This is a genomic window from Planomonospora sp. ID82291, assembly GCF_015711645.1.
GTDB lineage: Bacteria > Actinomycetota > Actinomycetes > Streptosporangiales > Streptosporangiaceae > Planomonospora.
On sequence record NZ_JABTEX010000001.1, the window covers coordinates 2,252,181 to 2,270,396 of the forward strand.

16 protein-coding genes are annotated in these 18,216 nt (G+C 74.8%); 8 read left to right on the plus strand and 8 right to left on the minus strand.

The window, feature by feature from the left end; translation table 11 throughout:
- The first annotated feature begins 14 nt into the window (after window positions 1-14).
- Entirely contained in the window at window positions 15-1,070 is a 1,056-nt protein-coding gene (locus HS045_RS10110; RefSeq protein WP_230883516.1) for a phosphotransferase family protein, read from the plus strand.
- 50 nt (window positions 1,071-1,120) lie between these two features.
- Here HS045_RS10110 and HS045_RS10115 read toward each other — a convergent pair whose 3' ends face one another.
- Window positions 1,121-1,537 carry a cupin domain-containing protein gene (locus HS045_RS10115; protein ID WP_196450808.1) on the minus strand — a complete coding sequence of 139 codons (417 nt, stop codon included), beginning with the start codon at window positions 1,535-1,537 and terminating at the stop codon, window positions 1,121-1,123.
- Window positions 1,538-1,597: 60 nt separating this feature from the next.
- On the opposite strand from HS045_RS10115, the gene HS045_RS10120 reads away from it, so the two are divergent.
- Window positions 1,598-2,068 (plus strand): MarR family winged helix-turn-helix transcriptional regulator, encoded by a 471-nt coding sequence (locus tag HS045_RS10120; RefSeq protein ID WP_196450809.1) that lies wholly within the window; start codon window positions 1,598-1,600, stop codon window positions 2,066-2,068.
- Between the two features lie 199 nt (window positions 2,069-2,267).
- Entirely contained in the window at window positions 2,268-2,525 is a 258-nt protein-coding gene (locus HS045_RS10125; RefSeq protein ID WP_196450810.1) for a hypothetical protein, read from the plus strand.
- 54 nt (window positions 2,526-2,579) lie between these two features.
- Here the strand turns inward: HS045_RS10125 and HS045_RS10130 are convergent, their stop codons facing one another.
- From HS045_RS10130 to HS045_RS35360, 4 genes are read right to left on the minus strand one after another with little or no spacing between them, the layout of a single operon-like run.
- A complete protein-coding gene (locus HS045_RS10130) occupies window positions 2,580-3,578 on the minus strand; it encodes a LacI family DNA-binding transcriptional regulator (protein WP_196450811.1) in 999 nt (332 codons plus the stop codon).
- Between the two features lie 39 nt (window positions 3,579-3,617).
- The gene (locus HS045_RS10135; RefSeq protein ID WP_196450812.1) at window positions 3,618-4,499 is read right to left on the minus strand and encodes a carbohydrate ABC transporter permease; all 882 of its coding nucleotides are present in this window, start codon (window positions 4,497-4,499) and stop codon (window positions 3,618-3,620) included.
- Entirely contained in the window at window positions 4,499-5,398 is a 900-nt protein-coding gene (locus tag HS045_RS10140) for a carbohydrate ABC transporter permease (protein WP_196450813.1), read from the minus strand. Before HS045_RS10140 ends, HS045_RS10135 begins: the two co-directional genes overlap by 1 nt.
- Window positions 5,395-6,717 carry an ABC transporter substrate-binding protein gene (locus tag HS045_RS35360; protein ID WP_196450814.1) on the minus strand — a complete coding sequence of 441 codons (1,323 nt, stop codon included), beginning with the start codon at window positions 6,715-6,717 and terminating at the stop codon, window positions 5,395-5,397. The genes HS045_RS10140 and HS045_RS35360 overlap by 4 nt, the downstream gene beginning before the upstream one ends.
- Before the next feature lie 215 nt (window positions 6,718-6,932).
- On the opposite strand from HS045_RS35360, the gene HS045_RS10150 reads away from it, so the two are divergent.
- Both HS045_RS10150 and HS045_RS10155 read left to right on the plus strand, forming a co-directional pair.
- On the plus strand, window positions 6,933-9,017 hold the full coding sequence (locus HS045_RS10150; RefSeq protein ID WP_307827445.1) for a beta-galactosidase: 2,085 nt from the start codon (window positions 6,933-6,935) through the stop codon (window positions 9,015-9,017).
- A 263-nt stretch (window positions 9,018-9,280) separates the two neighbouring features.
- Window positions 9,281-9,997, plus strand: a complete 717-nt coding sequence (locus HS045_RS10155) for a carbonic anhydrase (protein WP_196450815.1) — start codon at window positions 9,281-9,283, stop codon at window positions 9,995-9,997.
- Here the strand turns inward: HS045_RS10155 and HS045_RS10160 are convergent.
- From HS045_RS10160 to HS045_RS10170, 3 genes are all read right to left on the minus strand, one after another.
- Window positions 9,981-10,448: an STAS domain-containing protein gene (locus HS045_RS10160; RefSeq protein ID WP_196450816.1), complete on the minus strand. Its 468-nt coding sequence runs from the start codon at window positions 10,446-10,448 to the stop codon at window positions 9,981-9,983. The two genes, HS045_RS10155 and HS045_RS10160, sit on opposite strands and share 17 nt — an antisense overlap.
- A 262-nt stretch (window positions 10,449-10,710) precedes the next feature.
- Complete coding sequence (locus HS045_RS10165; RefSeq protein WP_196450817.1) at window positions 10,711-11,412, minus strand: response regulator transcription factor; 702 nt, start codon at window positions 11,410-11,412, stop codon at window positions 10,711-10,713.
- On the minus strand, window positions 11,409-12,683 hold the full coding sequence (locus HS045_RS10170; RefSeq protein WP_307827446.1) for a histidine kinase: 1,275 nt from the start codon (window positions 12,681-12,683) through the stop codon (window positions 11,409-11,411). The genes HS045_RS10165 and HS045_RS10170 overlap by 4 nt, the downstream gene beginning before the upstream one ends.
- Window positions 12,684-12,991: 308 nt before the next feature.
- Between HS045_RS10170 and HS045_RS10175 the strand changes: the two genes are divergently transcribed.
- The 3 genes from HS045_RS10175 to HS045_RS10185 all read left to right on the plus strand — a co-directional run bounded on the left by HS045_RS10175 (window position 12,992) and on the right by HS045_RS10185 (window position 18,134).
- Window positions 12,992-14,599, plus strand: a complete 1,608-nt coding sequence (locus HS045_RS10175) for an alpha/beta hydrolase (protein WP_196450818.1) — start codon at window positions 12,992-12,994, stop codon at window positions 14,597-14,599.
- A gap of 243 nt (window positions 14,600-14,842) precedes the next feature.
- Entirely contained in the window at window positions 14,843-15,673 is an 831-nt protein-coding gene (locus tag HS045_RS10180) for an SDR family oxidoreductase (protein WP_196450819.1), read from the plus strand.
- A gap of 202 nt (window positions 15,674-15,875) precedes the next feature.
- Window positions 15,876-18,134: a WD40 repeat domain-containing protein gene (locus HS045_RS10185; protein WP_196450820.1), complete on the plus strand. Its 2,259-nt coding sequence runs from the start codon at window positions 15,876-15,878 to the stop codon at window positions 18,132-18,134.
- Window positions 18,135-18,216 lie beyond the last annotated feature (82 nt).

Genomic DNA, 18,216 nt, shown 5'->3' on the forward strand with positions numbered 1-18,216 from the left:
CGAAGGAGTTCACGTTGGATGCCGGAGAGGTCCGCGAGGAGGACGCGTTCGACGTCGCCGCCCTGCACGCCTGGCTGGCCGGGCGGGTGGAGGGCCTGGGCGGGCCTCCGCGGGTGCGGCAGTTCGGCGGCGGCGTGTCGAACCTGACGTACCTGCTCCGCTACGACGGCCGGGACCTGGTCATGCGCCGCCCGCCGCACGGGCGCAAGGCCGCCTCCGCGCACGACATGCGGCGCGAGTTCACGGTGCAGCGGCGGCTCAAGCCCCACTTCGGCGCCGTCCCGGAGATGCTGGCCTTCTGCGAGGACCCGGCGGTGCTGGGCGGCGAGTTCTACGTGATGGAGCACCTGCAGGGGACGGTGCTGCGCCGCGAGCTCCCGGCGGGGATGGCGCTCGGCGAGGACGAGGCCAGGGCGCTCGGCCACACCGTGGTGGACACCCTGGCTGACCTGCACGCGGTCGACCCGGAGGCGGCCGGCCTGGGCGAACTGGGTCGGGGTCCGGGCTACGTGCGGCGGCAGGTCGAGGGCTGGTCGCGGCGCTACCGCGGCGCGCTGACCGACGACGTGCCCGACGGCGAGGCCGTGATGGCCTGGCTGGCCGGGCACCAGCCGTCCGACACCGCCCTGCGGCTGATCCACAACGACTGGAAGCTCGACAACCTGGTCCTGGACGTGGACGGGCCGCTGCGGGTCGCGGGCGTCCTGGACTGGGAGATGGCGACGGTCGGCGACCCGCTGATGGAGCTGGGCTCGGCCATGGCCTACTGGATCACCGCGGACGACGACGGGCTCTTCGCCCTCCTGCGCCGCCAGCCCACGCACCTGCCCGGCATGCCCACCCGCGAGCAGGTCGTCGAGCGCTACCTGTCGCGGACGGGCCTGCCGATGGGGCGCTGGGACTTCTACGAGGTCTTCGGCCTGTTCCGGCTGGCGGTGATCACCCAGCAGATCTGGTTCCGCTACCGCGCGGGGCAGACCACCAACCCGGCGTTCGCGCCGTTCGGCGACGCGGTGCGGATCCTCATCGACCGCGCCTCGGCCCTGGCCGGAGTGCGGCCGCCCCGCTGAACCCGCCGGGGCGGCCCGCGAGGGCCTCCGCGGGCCCGGCGGAGAGGAGGTCAGGCGGTCCAGGGCGGGGTGATCCGCTCGGCGTCCTTCGGGGCCTGCTCGCACGCGTCCTCGGGCGAGACGCCGCCGGGGTTGTAGGCCCGGCCTCCCGGGAGTGCGGCGACGATCGCGGTGAAGCCGTCCCGGGCGTCGGCGAACACCTGGCGGGGCAGGTCGGCGGGCACGACGACGGTGTCGCCGGCGGCCAGGACGGTCTTCTCGCCGGCCAGGTCGACGGTGGCCCCGCCCTCCAGCAGGGTCCAGATCTGCTCGGTCTCGAAGGCGTGGAGCGGCCCCTCCCTGCCGGGCTCCATGTCCACCCGCCACAGGACCTGCCCGGCGCCGCCCAGGGTGGGCGAGGCGAAGGTGGTCATGACGGCGTTGGGCGTGGTGCTGCGGCGGGCTTGGGCGGCATGGATGACAGGCATCGCTGCGGTCTCCTAAGATGGTCAACGTTGTTGTCCATATAGTCAATCAGGTTGTCTATCATGTCAAGCGACCCGCCCGGCTTCGAGCTCCCGCTCCGGCTGTTCCTCGGCTTCCGCGTCCTCATCGACGAGCTCCACGCCGAACTCGCGCGGCAGGGCCATCCCGACATGCGCCCCATGCACGGGTTCGTGCTCCAGGCGATCCTGCGCGGGGGCGACACCGCCGTGGAGCTCGGCCGTACGCTCGGGGTCTCCAAGCAGGCGGCGGGCAAGACGATCGAGACGCTGGAACGCCTCGGCTACGTCGAGCGCGCCACCGACCCCCGCGACACGCGGCGCAAGATCGTACGGCTCACCGGGCGCGGCGCCGATTCGCTGGCCCTGTCGGCCCGGATCTTCGACGACCTGCGCCGCCGGTGGGCCGACGAGATCGGCGAGGAGCGGCTGCGCGCCCTGGAGGCCGACCTGCGCAGGGTGACGCCGCCGGACGTCCTCCGCCTCGACGTGCCGGGGTGGTTCGGCGGGCAGTGAGATCCCGGCGGGCGGCGGGCTCTCGGTGGGGCGGAGCGGCTCCGGTGGGCGGCGGGTCCCGGCGAGTGCCTCGCGGGAACGGCGGATGCCTCGCGGGAACGGCGGACGGGGGGCGGAACCCCCGCGGCCCCGTGATCGTATACAGGATCGTATACAGGGGAGCGGGCGCCGCTCTCGCGTGCCGGACGGAGCGGAGCCCATGAAGATCGTCAATGTTCCCGTGCAGGTGTGGGGCGCACTCTGCCTGGTGCTGGCCGTGGTGTGGTTCTTCGTGTGGCCCCAGCGCGACGTCGAGGGGCTGCACTACCTGGTCCTGCGGTGGGGGCACGCCCTGGTGTGGCTCCTGCTGGCCCTGGCCGCGTTCCTGGCCCCCGCGACGCCGTCGGCGAGGTTCCCGGCCGTGGCCGCGGGACTGGTGTACGCCGCCTTCCTGGTCGCACTGGTCACCGCGCCCTGACGTCCGGCCGCGGGCCCGGAGAGCCGGGGTGCGGAGAGCCGGGGCCCGCGCGGGTCAGGCCGAGTCGCGGACCACGAGCATGGTGGGCAGGACGACCGGGTTCTCCGGTCGCTCGCCGTCGATGAGGGCGAGCAGGAGCCGTACGGTCTCCTCCGCCACCCGGGCCAGCGGCTGCCGGATCGTGGTGAGCGGCGGGTGGGTGGTGGCGGCCACCGAGGAGTCGTCGAAGCCGCCCACCGCCACGTCCTCGGGGACCCGCCGCCCGGCCGCCCGGAGCGTGGACAGGGCTCCGGCGGCCATCAGGTCGGAGGCGACGAAGACGGCGTCGAGGTCCGGCACGCGCTCCAGGAGCCGGGCCATGGCGCTCTCCCCGCTCAGCTGGGTCCAGTCGCCGTGCTCGATCAGCCTCTTGGCGGCCTTGCGGCCCAGGACGTCGGCGAAGCCCTCCAGCCGCTGGATGCCGCCGGGCGTGTCCATCGGCCCGGTGATGGCGGCGATCCTCCGGCGGCCCTGTCCGACCAGGTGGCGGGTCATCTGCCGGGCCCCCTCGCGGTCGTCGGCCGCCGCGTAGGGGATGACGTTCTCCCGGCCGATGACCGCGCCCTGCGCCACGGCCGGGATCCCGGTGTCCACCAGCGCGTCCACCATCCGGTCGCCCGCGTGGGTGGAGAGCAGGAGGACGCCGTCGGCGTGCCCGCCCCGCACGTAGCGGATCACCCGGTCGCGGTCGCCGTCGTCGCCCGCGACCATCATGACCAGCGACATGTCCCGCTCCGCGAGCATGCGCACGGCGGTGCGGATCATCACGCTGTAGTTGGGGTCCTCGAACAGCTTCTCGTGCGGCTCGGAGAGCACCATCACGACCGAGCCGGTGCGCTGGGTGACCAGGCTGCGGGCGTTGCGGTTGACGACGTAGCCGGTCTCGGCGATGGCCCGCTCGATCGCCACCCGGGCGGTGGTGCTGACGTACCGGTCGCCGTTGAGCAACCGGGACACCGTCCCCCGGGACACGCCCGCCGCCGCCGCGACGTCGTGGATGGTCGGGCGCTTCATGCCCCCATTGTTCCGCCCCGCGGGCCGTTCCCGTCCCATCTATTTCACGGCCCCGTCGGACAGGTCCGTCCGCCAGTAGCGCTGCATGGTCAGGAACAGCGCGATCAGCGGGATGAGGGAGACCAGCGTCCCGGTGAGGATCAGGTTGAACAGCGAGGGCTGGTTGGCCCCGGCCGCGAGCATCGTGTAGAGCCCGACGGTCAGCGGGAACTTCTGGTCGTCGCCGAGCATGATGAAGGGCAGCAGGAAGTTGTTCCAGATCGCGACGAACTGGAACAGGAAGATGGTCACCATGCCGGGCAGCATGAGCGGCAGGGCCACCTTGCGCAGCAGCAGGAAGTGGCCCGCCCCGTCGATGCGCCCGGCCTCCAGCAGCGCGTCGGGGACGGCGGCGGTGGCGTAGACGCGCGCCAGGTAGATGCCGTAGGGGTGCAGGATCTGCGGGAGCAGGACCGACCAGTAGGTGTCCGCCAGGCCGATCTGCGAGAAGAGCAGGTACTGCGGCATGGCCAGCACCACGGAGGGCACCAGGATGCCGCCGATCAGCACGTTGAAGATCAGGTTCCGGCCGGCGAAGCGGTACTTCGCCAGCGCGTAGCCGGACACCGCCGAGACCGCGGTCGACAGCAGCGCGCCGCCGCCCGCGTACAGCAGCGTGTTCAGCCCCCACAGCCAGAAGACGCCGTCCCGGTAGGTGGACAGGTCCGCCAGGTTGGACAGCAGCCCGGTCCCGGGCGCGAAGGCCGCGGTGGAGAAGAGCTCCGCCTTGGACTTGGTGGCGGCCACCGCCACCCAGCTCACCGGGAGCAGGCAGTAGAGCGCGCCGAGCACCAGGATCGCGGTCGGGGCGACGCCGTACGGCCCGCGCCGGCGTGCCCGGCGGCGGCCCGCAGGCGTGATCGGCAGGGTCGCGGTGGACATCAGCCCTCCCCGAAGGCGCGGTCGCGGACGACGCGCAGGAAGCCGAACGACAGCACGAGGGAGATCGCGGCGATGACGATCGAGGTGGCGGCGGCCGAGTAGACGTCGCCGGTGACGAACGCGTCGCGGTAGACCTTCATCAGCGGACTCCAGGTCGAACTGATCGTGTTGGTGAGCGGCCGGAGCGTGGTGGGCTCGGTGAAGACCTGGACGGTGGCGATGACGGAGAACACCGTGGTCAGGATGATCGCGGGCAGCAGGATCGGGATCTTGACGCGGAGCGCGATCTGCAGCTCGCTCGCCCCGTCGAGGCGCGCGGCCTCGTAGTAGGTGCGCGGGACGGCCCGCAGGGTGGTGTAGAGCACCAGCATGTTGAAGCCGGTGCCGCCCCAGACGGCCACGTTGGCCATGGAGAAGGTGACGGTGCCCGCGCCGAGCAGGTCGACGTCGAGGACCTGGCGGATCGGGCTGAGGCTGGGCAGGTAGAGGAAGCCCCACAGCAGGGTGGCGGCCACCCCCGGCACCGCGAACGGCAGGAAGATCGAGATCCGGGAGAACCGGGCGAGCCGCACGTGGGCCGAGTCCAGCAGCAGCGCGAAGAGCAGGGCGAGCCCGAGCATGACGACCAGCACCATCAGGCCGTAGCCGAGGACCCGCAGCCAGCCGGCCCACAGCTCCCCGTCGCCGATCGCGGCGGTGTAGTTGTCCAGGCCGGCGAAGACCTCGGTGCGCGATCCCTTGCCCAGGCCCAGGCCGGAGACCTTCGTCCGGCGCAGGCTGAGGTGGACCGTGTAGCAGATGGGGACGGCCATGAAGACGGCGAACAGCACCAGGGCCGGCAGGAGGAAGAGGTAGGGGGCGGCGCCCGAGGGGGCGCCGCCGCTGCGGCGGGTTCTCATTGCGCGAGCTGGAAGCCGGACTTCTGCATGTCGGCCACCGTGGCGTCCTGCATCTGCCGCACGGCGCCGGAGAAGGCCGACTTCTCCTGGACCGCCTTGTCGAAGGCGTTCTTGAAGGCGTCGTAGGTCACGTTGACGTTGGGGCCGAAGGTGAAGCCCCGCGCGGTGGCGGAGATCGCCGCGGCCTGCTGCCAGAAGTCGGCCTGGCCGGCGAAGTACTCGGGGGCCTCGGTGAGCAGCTCGCCGCCCTTGGTGGCGGCGGGGTAGACCGCGGCCTCCTTGATCAGCAGGTCGAGCGCCTGCGGGTCGGTGTTCAGCCAGGTCGCGAACCGCACGGCGGCGGCCTTGTGCGGGGTCGTGGCGGAGACCGCGGTGGAGGAGCCGCCCCAGAAGCCGCTGACGTTCTCCCCGGCGCTCCACTGCGGCAGCGGGGCGATCGCCCACTTCCCCTTGCCCTTGGGCGCGTTGCTGGCCAGCACGCCCGGCCCCCAGACGGCCGAGGGCCAGGTCAGCAGGGTGCCGTCGTTGAGGGCCTTGTTCCACTCGGGGGTGAAGTACGGCTGGTCGTCGATGACGCCCTCCTTGACCAGGCCGCCCCAGTAGTCGGCGACCTTGACGGTCGCGGCGTCGTCGACGGCGACCTTCCAGGCGTCGCCGCTGATCGACCACCACTGGGCGCCGGCCTGCTGGGCGAGGCCGGCGAAGGAGCCGGGATCCTTGCTGGAGAACGTGCCGAGGAAGACCTTCGGGTCCTTCTTGCGCACGGCGCGGGCGGCCTCGGCGTACTCGTCCCAGGTCTTGGGCACCTCGATGCCGTACTTCTCGAACAGGTCCTGGCGGTAGTAGAGCATCATCGGCCCGCTGTCCTGCGGGATCGCGTAGACGCCGTCGGTGCCCAGGGTGACCTGCCCCCAGGTGCCCTCGCTGAAGGCGGCCTTGGCCTGGGCCGCCTCGGCGGCCAGGTCGGCCACCGCGTCGGCGGCGACGAAGGACGGGAGCATCTGGTACTCGGCCTGGACCAGGTCCGGCGGGTTGCCCGCCTTGGCCGCGGTGAGGTACTTGGCGGCGGCGTCGTCCCCGCCGGCCTGCTTGCTCACCGTGACCTGGACGTCGGGGTGCGCCTCGTTCCAGACCTCGACGACCTTGTCCATGTTGGGGGCCCAGGTCCAGTAGGTGAGCGTGACCGGTCCCGCGGGGGCCGAACTCTGCGCGGCGGCGGCGTCCGGTTCCGGTGCGGCGCCGGTGCTCGTGGAGCATCCGGCGGCCAGGACGGTGGCCAGGGCCGCGGCGGCCGCCGCGGCCAGGCGGGGTGTGCGCATGTGTTCCTCCGGGGGCGGGGGGTGGGGAGACCGGTGGGTGGGGTGTGTGTGTCTCTGTGAACGTTCACAGAGTCTGAGGCGGGGATCGTCGGTGTCAATGCCTGTTACGTTCTTGTTAACTGCAGCGTTGGCCTGGGGTCATCTGAAGGACGCTTCCGGGCATCTCGGAGGATGGACTACTGTGCACGTTCACAGAGTCGATCCGAGGGGGAAACGTGCCCGGATATCCCGCCCTGCCCGAGGGCATCGCCTACGGCGGGGACTACAACCCCGAGCAGTGGCCGGAGGAGGTCTGGCACGAGGACGTCCGCCTGATGCGCGAGGCCGGGGTGAACCTGGTCAGCCTCGGCATCTTCAACTGGGCGCTGATCGAACCCGCCGAGGGCGTCTACGACTTCGGCCGCCTGGACCGGATCGTCGAGCTGCTGCACGCGGCCGGGATCATGATCGGCATGGCGACGCCCACCTCCTCGCCCCCGGCCTGGTTCCGCCGCCGCCACCCCGGCAGCCGCCTGGTCGACTCCGGCGGGCGCGTCGTCGCCGGCGGCTCCCGGCACGGCTTCTGCCCCAGCTCCCCGGAGTACGCCGCCGCCTCGACGCGGATCGCCGGGCGGCTGGCCGCGCGGTACGGCGACCACCCGGCGGTGGCGATGTGGCATGTGCACAACGAGTACGGCTGGGCCAACGCCGAGTGCCACTGCGCCGTCTCCGCCGAGGCGTTCCGCGGCTGGCTGCGGGAGCGGTACGGCGACGTGGACGCGCTGAACGCCGCCTGGGGGACCGTCTTCTGGGGGCTGACCTACGGCTCCTTCGAGGAGGTGGAGGCACCCGGTGTCGCCCCGCCCGGCCAGCTCACCGCCCTGCGGCTGGACTACGCGCGCTTCTCCGTCGACGCGCACATCGCGTGCTTCCGCCGCGAGCGCGAGGCGATCCGCCGGCACAGCGACCGGCCGGTCACCACCAACTTCATGATCCCCAACTGCAAGCCCATGGACTACTGGCGCTGGGCCGGGGAGGTGGACGTGGTCTCCAACGACCACTACCTCGACGCGGCCCGGCCGGACAACCACATCGAGCTGGCGATGGCGGCCGACCTCACCCGCTCGGTGGCGGGCGGCCGGCCGTGGATGCTGATGGAGCACTCCACCGGCGCGGTCAACTGGCAACCGCGCAACCTGGCCAAACGTCCGGGGGAGATGCGGCGCAACAGCCTCGCGCACGTCGCCCGGGGCTCGGACTCGGTGCTGTTCTTCCAGTGGCGCGCCTCCCGGTACGGGGCCGAGAAGTTCCACTCGGCGATGGTCCCGCACGCCGGGACCGGCTCCGGCCTCTGGCGCGAGGTGGCGGACCTGGGCGGCGAGCTCGCCGGGCTGGCGGGCGTCCGCGGCTCCCGGGTCGAGGCCGAGGTGGCGCTGGTGTGGGACTGGGAGTCCTACTGGGCGCTGGAGCTGGAATGGCGGCCCTCGGTGGACCTGCGGTTCCGGGAACGGGTGGAGGCGTTCTACGAGGCGCTCTGGCGCGACCACGTCACGGTCGACTTCGTCCACCCCGCGGCCGACCTGTCCCGCTACCGGCTGGTCGTCGCGCCCAGCGCGTACCTCCTGTCGGCGGAGGCGGGCAAGAACCTGCACCGCTACGTGGAGGCGGGCGGCCACCTGGTCGTCTCCTACTTCTCCGGCATCGTCGACGCCTGCGACGCCGTCCATCCGGGCCCGTACCCGGGGGCGCTGCGGGACGTGCTCGGGCTCTGGGTCGAGGAGTTCCACCCGCTGCCCGAGCACGGGACCGTCACCCTCGGCGGTCCGGTTCCCGGCGGTGAGGCGCCGGGCGGCCCGGCGACCGGACGCGTCTGGTCGGAGCGGGTCCGCCTCGCCGGGGCGCGGGCCGTACGGACCTTCGCGGACGGCCCCGACGCCGGGCATCCCGCGGTGACCTGCCACGAGCTGGGCGCGGGCACGGCCTGGTACGTCGCGACGGCCCTCGACCCGGCACCGGACGGCGCCGGGCGGGACGGCGGCGACCTGCGGGCGCTCCTGGGGCCGGTGCTCGACCGCGCGGGGGTCTCCCGGCCCGCCGGCGTGCCCGACGCCCTCGAACTCGTCCGGCGGGGGGACCACCTCTTCCTGCTCAACCACGGCGACGCGCCGGTCACGGTGGACGGGGTCGAGGGCGTCGAACTGCTCGGCGGGACCGCCTGCGCCGGGACGGTGACCGTGCCTGCGGGCGGGGCGGCGGTCGTCGAGACCGCCCGCCGCCCCGAGGAGCTCGCCGTGCGGGGCGTGACCCTGCGCGGCGTGTGATCCTGCGCGGGGCGTGATCCTGCGCGGGGCGTGACCCTGCGCGGGGCGTGATCCTGCGCGGGGCGTGATCCTGCGCGGGGTGTGACCCTGCGCGGGGCGTGGAACGGGTACGTACGGCCTGCGGGCGGGAACAGGCCGGGAACGCCCCGGCCGCCGGCTCCCCTCGGCCGGGCCCGCAGGCCGGGTCAGGTCTGCGGAGGGAGGAGGATGGGACCTGTGTGAGGTGAACACCGACGACCGATGGTTGGACGATACTGACGATCATGAAAATTGACGCACAGACCAGGCGCAGGATTCTCGGCGGCGCCGTATTCGTGACAGGGGCGCTGCTGGCCGGAGCCGGCCTCGGCGGGACCGCCCTGGCCGAGAGCGCGTTCCGCGCGAGACCGCGGCGCGACGAGCACCCGGAGACCCCTGAGGAGGCGTGGGCGGAGCTGCGCGCGGGCAACCGCCGCTGGGAGTCCGGCATCGCGAACCATCCCCACCAGGGCATGGACAGGCGTTCGGCGGTCGCGCGGAAGCAGGAACCGTACGCGGTGGTGGTGTCGTGCATCGACTCCCGGGTGCCCCCGGAGGTCGTCTTCGACACCGGACTGGGCGACCTGCTGGTGGTGCGGACCGCCGCGCAGACGATCGACCCGCTGGTGACCGGGGCCGTGGAGTACGGCCCGGCGGAGCTGGACGTCCCGCTCATCGTGGTGCTCGGCCACCAGCGCTGCGGCGCGGTCACCGCGACGGCGGAGGCGCTGCGGGAAGGGAGGGAGCTGCCGGGCAGGCTGCGGGACATCGCCTCCGCGCTCCGCCCCGCCTACGAGCGCTCGGGAGGGAACGTCGACGAGATGATCCGGATCAACACCGTCGACGTGGCGGCCCGGCTGAAGGCCGACCGGCTGCTCGCCCCGCGGATCGCGAAGCAGCGGCTCAAGGTGGTGGGCGCCCACTACTCCCTGGACACGGGAAAGGTCACCAGGGTCGTCTGACGCCCCGGCGCCGCCTGCCGGGAGCGGCGTCTGCGCTCCTGTCGGGGGTGCCGTCGGGGTTGCGACCGGCGCTCCGGTCGGACCCGCGGGAGACGAGCGCGCTGGAGAGCGTGGGGTGGACCGGGAAGGCGCGGTCCAGGCCGGTGACGTGCAGCAGCCTGGCCACGGGCGGGCGGGGGGCGGCGATGCGGACCGTGATGCCGGAGGCCATGGCGCGCCGCCGGACGTCGACCAGCACGCTCAGCCCGGAGGCGTCGCAGAACGACACCGCGGACAGATCGAGCACGAGCAGGTCCGTGCTGTGCTGCAGGGTGTTGAGCAGGCGCCGGCGCAGCGCCGGAGCGGTGGCGACGTCGATCTCGCCGTGCAGGGCGACGACGGTGTGCGGGGGGCGGCAGGCGGCCAGCAGGCGCGCGCGGGTACAGGCGTCGACCTGGGTCGTGGTGATCATGCAATCTCCGATCGAGAGGGTGGCGTACGGATTCCGCGCGGGCGGCGGAACACCGTCCGCGCACGGGGTCGCCCGCCGGGAGGCGGGCGGGAACGCCGGGTCCGGCGTGCTGGGGGAAGTGGGCCGGCCGTCGTGATCGGCCAGGTCCGCATCGGTTTCGGAAAGGGTCGCGGCGAATCGCCGCGGGTGCCGCCGGCCGTGTCGTCGGCGCGGGGAAAGCCCTTTGGTGATCACAGTGTACCTCCCGGACGCGGACCGGTGCTCAATCTGCCCGGTCCCGGGCCGGCCGGGGAGCCGGTTCCGCCGCCGGGTGCACGAGCCGGTTCTCGTAGGCGAAGACCACGGCCTGCACCCGGTCGCGCAGTTCCAGCTTCGTCAGGATCCGGCCCAGGTGCGTCTTGACGGTGGCCTCGGCCAGGTGCAGTTCGGCGGCGATCTCGGTGTTGGACAGGCCGCGGGCCACTTCGGTGAGCACCTCCCGCTCGCGGGGGGTGAGCAGCTCCAGCCGCTCGTCGCGCGGCGGGGCGCCCCCGGTGGGGAGCCCGTGGGCGAAGTTCTCCAGCAGGCGCCGGGTGATCCGCGGGGAGACCACCGCGTCGCCCGCGGCGATGCTCCGGATCGCGGCCAGCAGCTCCTCGGGCAGGGCGTTCTTGAGCAGGAAGCCGGACGCCCCGGCCTTCAGCCCGGCGAAGGCGTACTCGTCGAGGTCGAAGGTGGTGAGGATGAGGACCCGGGTCTGCCGGCGGTGCCGGATGATCCGGTCGGTCGCCTCGATCCCGTCGGTGCCCGGCATGCGCACGTCCATCAGGACGACGTCGGGGCGGAGCCGCCGGGCGAGGCGTACGGCCTCGGCGCCGTCCCCCGCCTCGCCCACCACCTCCATGTCCGGCTGGGAGTCCAGGACCATGGTGAACGCCATGCGGAGCAGCGGCTCGTCATCGGCGAGCAGGACGCGGATCGTCACGCGGCACCGCCTCCGGCGGGGACGGGGGCGGGGGCGGGGCGGAGGGCGAGGGTGGCGGAGATCCGCCATCCGCCGCCCGGGAGGGGACCGGCGTCGAGGCTCCCGCCGTACGCGGCGACGCGCTCGCGCATGCCGGAGACGCCGTGCCCGCGGGGCGGCCCGGAGGACGGCGGGTCGGAGGACGGCGGGCCGGAGGACGGCGGGTCGGAGGCGTGCGCGGTGCGGCCGTCGTCGGTGACGTCGAGGGCGACGGCCGTCGGCGAGCAGCGCACCCGGACCTCGGCGCGGGTGCCGGCCGGGGCGTGCTTGAGCGTGTTGGTCAGGGCCTCCTGGACCAGCCGGTAGACGGTGAGCTGCGCGGCGGCGGGAACGGGGGCCGGGTCGCCCGCCACCCGGAGGCGGGTCGGCAGCCCGGCCGCGCGCATCCGGCCGATGAGGGAGTCCAGCTGGGCGATGCCGGGCATCGGGTGGCGTCGCGCGTCCGGTTCGTCGGCCCGCAGGACGCCCAGGAAGCGCCGCATGTCGGTGAGGGCCTGCCGCCCGGTGCCGGAGATCTGCCGCATGGCGGCGGTCGCGCGGTCGGGTGAGCGCTCCTGCGCGAAGACCGCGCCGTCGGCGAGCGCGACCATGACGGACAGGTTGTGGGTGACGATGTCGTGCATCTCGCGGGCGATCCGGGCGCGCTCGTCCGCCGCCGCGAGCCGGGCCCGCTGGTCGCGTTCGCGTTCCAGGCGGACCGCGCGGTCCTCCAGGGAGGCGAGGTAGGCGCGCCGGGTCCGCGCGTTCGTCCCGGTGGCGGCGACGGCGGCGGCCACCGCGCTCAGGAAGACGACCGAGCGGAGGAACCCGCCGTCGGGCGTCGCCCAGCGGGCCGAGGCCAGCACGACGCCGAGCTCCAGCACGGCCCAGGCCGCGAGTGCGCGGCGCGGGGAGGAGCGCGCGGCCACCGTGTACAGGGCGACCAGCAGCGCCACGTCGGTCAGCAGCTGGACGTCGGCGAGCCACTGCGCGAAGGCGGCGGCGGCCACCGCGCAGAACACCGTCAGGGGCGCGCGCCGCCGCCAGACCAGAGGCAGCGCCAGGGCCGCGTGGAGGACCAGGGGGCCGGGCGGCCCCTGGTAGACCTCGCTGGTGAGACCGGCGCTGCCGAGGAGGACCGCGGCGGCCAGCAGCGCGTCGAACGCGATCGGCGGGAACCGGGCGCCTGCCCGGAACAGGGCCCGTACCGGCCGCGCCGCGTACGGGCGGAGAACGGTGAGCCCCCACTGCACGGCCCCAACATAGCCCTTCCCGCCCGGCGGACCGGGGTCGACCGGCCCTCCCCCGGACCGCTCCGGAGGCTCCCGGGTCAGCCCGGAGTCGTACGCGGACCCCCGGGGGCGAGTCCCCCGGCGCGGCCGGGACCGCGGAGAGCCGCAGGTCGGACGCGGCGGCGCCCGGAGGCGCGGCGGCGCGGCCCACGGCACCGGGCGGGACCGGGCGGGGCCGGGAAGCCCGACCGGAGGCGGACGCGCCGGGGCGGCCGTCCGGCCTAGCGTCGTACCCCGTGACGGTGACGGTGCAGAAGGAGAAGAGCGCGATGCGTGGACGAAGGACGGCGGCGGCCGGGGTCGCGACGGCGGCGCTGCTGGCGGGCGCCGCCGTGGCCGCTGCGCCGCCGGCCGCCGGGGCGGCCCCGGAGGAGGCCGGCGGCGGGGTCGGGGTGGTCGCGCAGGGCGCCGGCGGCCGTGCCGGGGCGGACGGTCCGGGGCGGTTCCACGGGCAGGCGATCGACTGGCACCGCTGCCGGACCGGTCCGGACGACGCGGAGGGCGGCCTGCTGGACGAGGCGAAGGCCCAGTGCGCCGAGGTCACCGTACCGCTGGACCACCGCCGCCCCGAGGGACGGACGATCAAGGTCGCGATGTCCCGGCTGAAGGCGGCCGACCCCGCCCGCCGGCGGGGTGTCCTGCTGTACAACCCCGGCGGGCCGGGCGTTCCCGCGATGTCCCTCGTGCTGCAGGTCAAGCGGGCCGCTCCCGAGGTCGCGGCGCACTACGACCTGATCGGGATGGACCCCCGGTTCGTCGGGCGCAGCACCCCCTTCGACTGCGGCTGGCCCGTCCCCGCCGTCGGCTCGGCCGGACCGGACCGGCGCGGCTTCGATCGGACCGCGGCCCTGGCGAAGGACCTGGCCGCCCGGTGCGCGGTGCACCGGGACGTGCTGCCGCACGCCTCCACCCGCGACACCGCCCGGGACATGGACGTGATCCGGGCCGCCCTCGGCGAGCCGAGGCTGTCCTACCTCGGCTCGTCGTACGGCACCCAGCTCGGCATGGTCTACCTGCAGCTGTTCCCCGGCCGCGCCGACCGGGTCGTCCTCGACAGCGCGATGAACCCCGACCTGTTCGGCCCCGACCTGACCCGCACCCAGGGGCCGGCCGTGGCCGCGATGATGGAGGACTGGGCGGCCTGGGCGGCCCGCCGCCACGACCGCTACCGGCTGGGCTCCACCGCGGCCGGGGTCATGGCCACCGTGCGCCGGATCGACCGAGCCGCCGCCCGCGCCCCGCTGAGGGTCGGCCGCCACCGGGTCGACGCCCGCGTGCTGCCCATGATCCTGTTCAACGTGACCGCCGGGGACGGCCCGGAGGCGTACGGTTCCTTCGCCGCCGACGTCCGGGTCCTCAGCGAGGCCGCCCGCGGGGCCGAGGTGACCCCGACCCCCGTCCTGGAGCAGGTCCTGACCGGGCTGGCGGCCCCGGACGCGGGCGGCGCCGCGAGCGTGCAGACCGCGATCCTCTGCGCGGACCGGGCCGCGTCCCGCGACCCCGAGGCCTACTACCGCGACATCCGCGCGCACCGCGCCGCCGAACCGCTGTTCGGCGCGCTGACCCGCAACCTCACCCCCTGCTCGTTCTGGCCGACGGCCCCCGCCGAGCCCCCCGTCCGGGTCCGCAACGACGTCCCGGTCCTGATGGTGGGCGCCACCGGCGACCCGGGCGCCCCCTACGCGGGCCAGCGGGCCGCGCACCGGGCCCTGACCGGCTCCCGCCTGGTGACCCTGCGCGGCGCCTTCCGCCACACCGTGTACGGAGGACTCTTCGCCCCCCGGAACGCCTGCGTCGACGCCGCCGTCGACCGCTACCTGATCCAGGGCGTCATGCCGGCCCGGGACGCCGTCTGCTCCGACGCTCCGGCGGGCTGACCGTCCGGCGGGCCGGCCGTCCGGCGGGCCGGCCGTCCGGCGGGCCGGCCGTCCGGCGGGCCGGCCGTCCGGCGGATTCATCCCTGGTGGGGCGGCCTCCCGGTGGCCGCCCGCACGGTGCGGGTGACCGCATCGTGCGGCCGGCCGCACCGTGCGGCCGGCCGGGGCGTTACGACCGGTTCCGCGGGGGCACGGTCCCTCGTGCGACACCGGTGAAGGCATCCCGTGAGGACAGGAAACGTCATGGACACTCCGACCCGGCCGCTGGCCGTCGTGACCGGCGCCTCCAGCGGCATCGGCTACGAGCTCGCCCGGCAGTTCGCCCAGCACGGCTTCGACCTCGTCGTGGCCGCCGAGGACGAGGGGCTCGTCCCGGCGGCCCGAACCCTGGAGGAGCTGGGCGCGGCGGTCTCCAGCGTGCGCGTCGACCTCGCGCACCACGACGGCGTCGAGGAGCTGCACACCCGCATCACCGCGCCCGGCCGCCCGGTGGACGCGGTCGCGATCAACGCCGGTGTCGGGGTGGGCGGCGACTTCGCCCGCGAGACCGACCTGGACGCGGAGCTGAAGCTGATCAAGCTGAACGTCATCTCCTCGGTGCACCTGGCCAAGCGGGTGCTGCCGGACATGGTCCGGCGCGGCCGGGGCCGGGTGCTGTTCACCTCCTCCATCGCCGGCACGATGCCGGGGCCGTTCCACGCGGTGTACGCCGCCTCCAAGGCCTTCCTGTACTCCTTCTCCGAGGCGATCCGGGAGGAGCTCAAGGACACCGGCGTCACCGTCACCGCCCTGCTGCCCGGTCCCACCGACACCGACTTCTTCCGCCGCGCCGGCATGGAGGACACCAAGGTGGCCACCGGCAGGAAGGACGACCCGGCCGAGGTGGCGCGCCAGGGCTTCGAGGCGTTGATGGCCGGCGACGACCACGTCGTGGCCGGGTCGAAGAAGAACGTGCTGCAGAGCGTCGCCGGCAGGCTCGCACCCGAGACCGCCCAGGCGAAGATGGCCCGCCCGATGGCCGAGCCCGGCGGCGGGCGGGACGACGCGTCCGAGGAGGACCGGCGCCGCCCGTAGGGATACGGCGGGGCCGGACCGGCGGGGCCGGGCGGGGGGAGTACGGCGCGCAGCGGCCACCGACGGCCCCGCCTACCAGCTGATGCCCGCGGTGCGGGGCCCGATCCTCAACCTGGCGGTCCTGTTCGCCTTCGCGGTCACGGCGGTCAGCGCGCTCGCCGTGCGCGGAGGACCGTCAGAGGAGGTGGCTACCCTTCCGAACATGTCGGATATCTCCACGGAACAGCCCCGAGAAGCGGACGCGTCGCCGCCCGATCTGACGTTCGTGGTGTCCGCGGAGCCGGAACGGGTCCTGGCCGCGCTGGACGGCATGCCGGGCCCGCGGGCGCGGTTCGTGGCGGCGGTGTACCGGGCCTCGGCGGAGACGCACCGTGACATGAGCGCCGACCTGCGCCGGCAGGTGCTGGCGATGGACGCGGCCCGGTCGGGGGACCGGGACCTGGCCGCCGGGTTCGCGGCCGTGGACCTGCCCGGCCGGCCCTCCCCGGAGTGGACGGTCGCCTGGGCGAGCGGCTCGCTGCTGGACCACCGGCTGCTGCACGTGCTTACCGGCCACACCGGCCGGGTCCTCACGGTGGCCACCGCGGTGGTGGACGGCCGGCCCGTCGCCGTCACCGGCGGTTCGGACACGACGGTCCGGGTCTGGGACCTGGCCACCGCCGACCAGATCCACGCCCCCCTGTACGGCGAGACCGATCCGGTGTCGTCGGTGACGGCCGAAGCGTTCGCCCTCTCCACCGCGGTGGTGGCGGGGCGGCCCGTCGCCGTCGCCGCCGACAGCGACGGGCGCGTGCCGGTCGTGGACCTGACCACGGGGACGTACCTGCGCGAGCGTCTCCCCGGACACGGGGACGGGGTGGTCGCGGTGGCCACGGCCGTACTGGAGGGACGACCGGTCGCCGTGACCGCCGGCCGGGACGGCATCCTGCGCGTCTGGGACCTGCGCACCGGCCGGAGGGCCGGCGCGTCCGGCGCGGAGGACCCCGTCCGGATCGGCTCCCCGCAGGCGATGGCCGCCGCGACGGTGGACGGCGTTCCGGTCGTCCTCGTCGCGGGCAGGGACGGGACGCTCCTGATCTGGTCGCTGGAACCCGTCGGCCCGCCCGCTCCCGGAGCGGTCAGGACCTCGTTCGCGAAGGTCGGGCTGCGGTTGCGCGACCGGCTCGCCGGGCACGAGGGACAGGTGCCGGCGGTGGCCGCGACGGCGGTGGACGGGCGGCCGGTCGCGGTCACCGGAGGCGCGGATCACACGGTGCGGGTGTGGGATCTGGCCACCGGCCGTCCGGTGGGCGGGCCGCTGACCGGTCACACCGGCCGGGTGCAGGCGGTGGCCGCGACGGCGGTGGACGGGCGGCCGGTCGCGGTCACCGCGGGCGCGGATCACACGGTGCGGGTGTGGGATCTGGAGGCGGGCCGTCCGGTGGGCGGGCCGCTGACCGGTCACACCGGCCGGGTGTGGGCGGTGGCGACCGCGACCGTGGACCGCAGGCCGGTGGCGGTGACCGCGGGCGCGGATCACACGGTGCGGGTGTGGGACCTGTCGGGGGAGGACGGCGCGGGCCGCGCCGGTCACACCGGTCAGGTCCTGGCGGTGGCCACCGCGGTCGCGGGCGGGCGGCCGGTGGCCGTGACCGGCGGGGCGGACCGCACGGTGCGGGTCTGGGACCTCGCCACCGGACACCGGAGCGGCCCGCCCGTCACCGGCTTCCCGGAGGGGGTGTCGATACTGGCCACGGCCGTGCTGGACGGGCGGACCGCCGTCGTCACCGTCGACGCGGACTCGGCCGTGGGCACGTGGGACCTCGCCACCGGTCGTCGGACGGGACGGTCCCCGGCGGGACACGCGGGGCGGGTCCTGGCGATGGCCACCGCGGTCGTGGGCGGGCGGCCGGTGGCCGTGACCGGCGGGGCGGACCGCACGGTGCGGGTGTGGGATCTGGAGGCGGGCCGTCCGGTGGGCGGGCCGCTGACCGGTCACGGCGGCCGGGTGACGGCGGTGGCCGCGGCCGTGCTGGACGGGCGGCCCGTCGCCGTCACCGGGAGCTGGGACGCGACGGTGCGGGTGTGGGATCTGGAGGCGGGCCGTCCGGTGGGCGGGCCGCTGACCGGTCACGGCGACTGGGTGACGGCGGTGGCCGCGGCCGTGCTGGACGGGCGGCCCGTCGCCGTCACCGGGAGCCGCGACGGGACGGTGCGGGTGTGGGACCTGGCCACCGGCCGTCCGGTGGGCGGGCCGCTGACCGGTGATCCGGTGCGGACCATGGCCGTCACGGCCGCGGGCGGGCGACCCGCCGTCGCGATCGGCGGGAACGGGCCGGTGCGGGTCCGGGATCTGCGGACCGGCCGCCGGATCGGGCCGGAACTCGTCTTCCCGCTGCCGGTGGGACCGCTCGCCTCGGCCCCGGACGGCGCGCTGCTCGCCGGATTCGGCGCGGAGGTCGCGCTGCTCGCCCCGCGCTGACGGCCCGGCGCGACCGTGTCCGGCGTCGCGGAGGATCCCGGCGCGACCGTGTCCGGCGTCGCGGAGGATCCCGGCGCGGCCG

What these genes read in the sequence shown, in the direction of transcription:
- HS045_RS10115 (WP_196450808.1), bottom strand. Translation starts at nt 1,537, where the DNA reads ATGCCTGTCATCCATGCCGCCCAAGCCCGCCGCAGCACCACGCCCAAC.
- HS045_RS10120 (WP_196450809.1), top strand. Translation starts at nt 1,598, where the DNA reads ATGTCAAGCGACCCGCCCGGCTTCGAGCTCCCGCTCCGGCTGTTCCTC.
- HS045_RS10125 (WP_196450810.1), top strand. Translation starts at nt 2,268, where the DNA reads ATGAAGATCGTCAATGTTCCCGTGCAGGTGTGGGGCGCACTCTGCCTG.
- HS045_RS10130 (WP_196450811.1), bottom strand. Translation starts at nt 3,578, where the DNA reads ATGAAGCGCCCGACCATCCACGACGTCGCGGCGGCGGCGGGCGTGTCC.
- HS045_RS10135 (WP_196450812.1), bottom strand. Translation starts at nt 4,499, where the DNA reads ATGTCCACCGCGACCCTGCCGATCACGCCTGCGGGCCGCCGCCGGGCA.
- HS045_RS10140 (WP_196450813.1), bottom strand. Translation starts at nt 5,398, where the DNA reads ATGAGAACCCGCCGCAGCGGCGGCGCCCCCTCGGGCGCCGCCCCCTAC.
- HS045_RS35360 (WP_196450814.1), bottom strand. Translation starts at nt 6,717, where the DNA reads ATGCGCACACCCCGCCTGGCCGCGGCGGCCGCCGCGGCCCTGGCCACC.
- HS045_RS10155 (WP_196450815.1), top strand. Translation starts at nt 9,281, where the DNA reads ATGAAAATTGACGCACAGACCAGGCGCAGGATTCTCGGCGGCGCCGTA.
- HS045_RS10160 (WP_196450816.1), bottom strand. Translation starts at nt 10,448, where the DNA reads ATGATCACCACGACCCAGGTCGACGCCTGTACCCGCGCGCGCCTGCTG.
- HS045_RS10175 (WP_196450818.1), top strand. Translation starts at nt 12,992, where the DNA reads ATGCGTGGACGAAGGACGGCGGCGGCCGGGGTCGCGACGGCGGCGCTG.
- HS045_RS10180 (WP_196450819.1), top strand. Translation starts at nt 14,843, where the DNA reads ATGGACACTCCGACCCGGCCGCTGGCCGTCGTGACCGGCGCCTCCAGC.
- HS045_RS10185 (WP_196450820.1), top strand. Translation starts at nt 15,876, where the DNA reads ATGTCGGATATCTCCACGGAACAGCCCCGAGAAGCGGACGCGTCGCCG.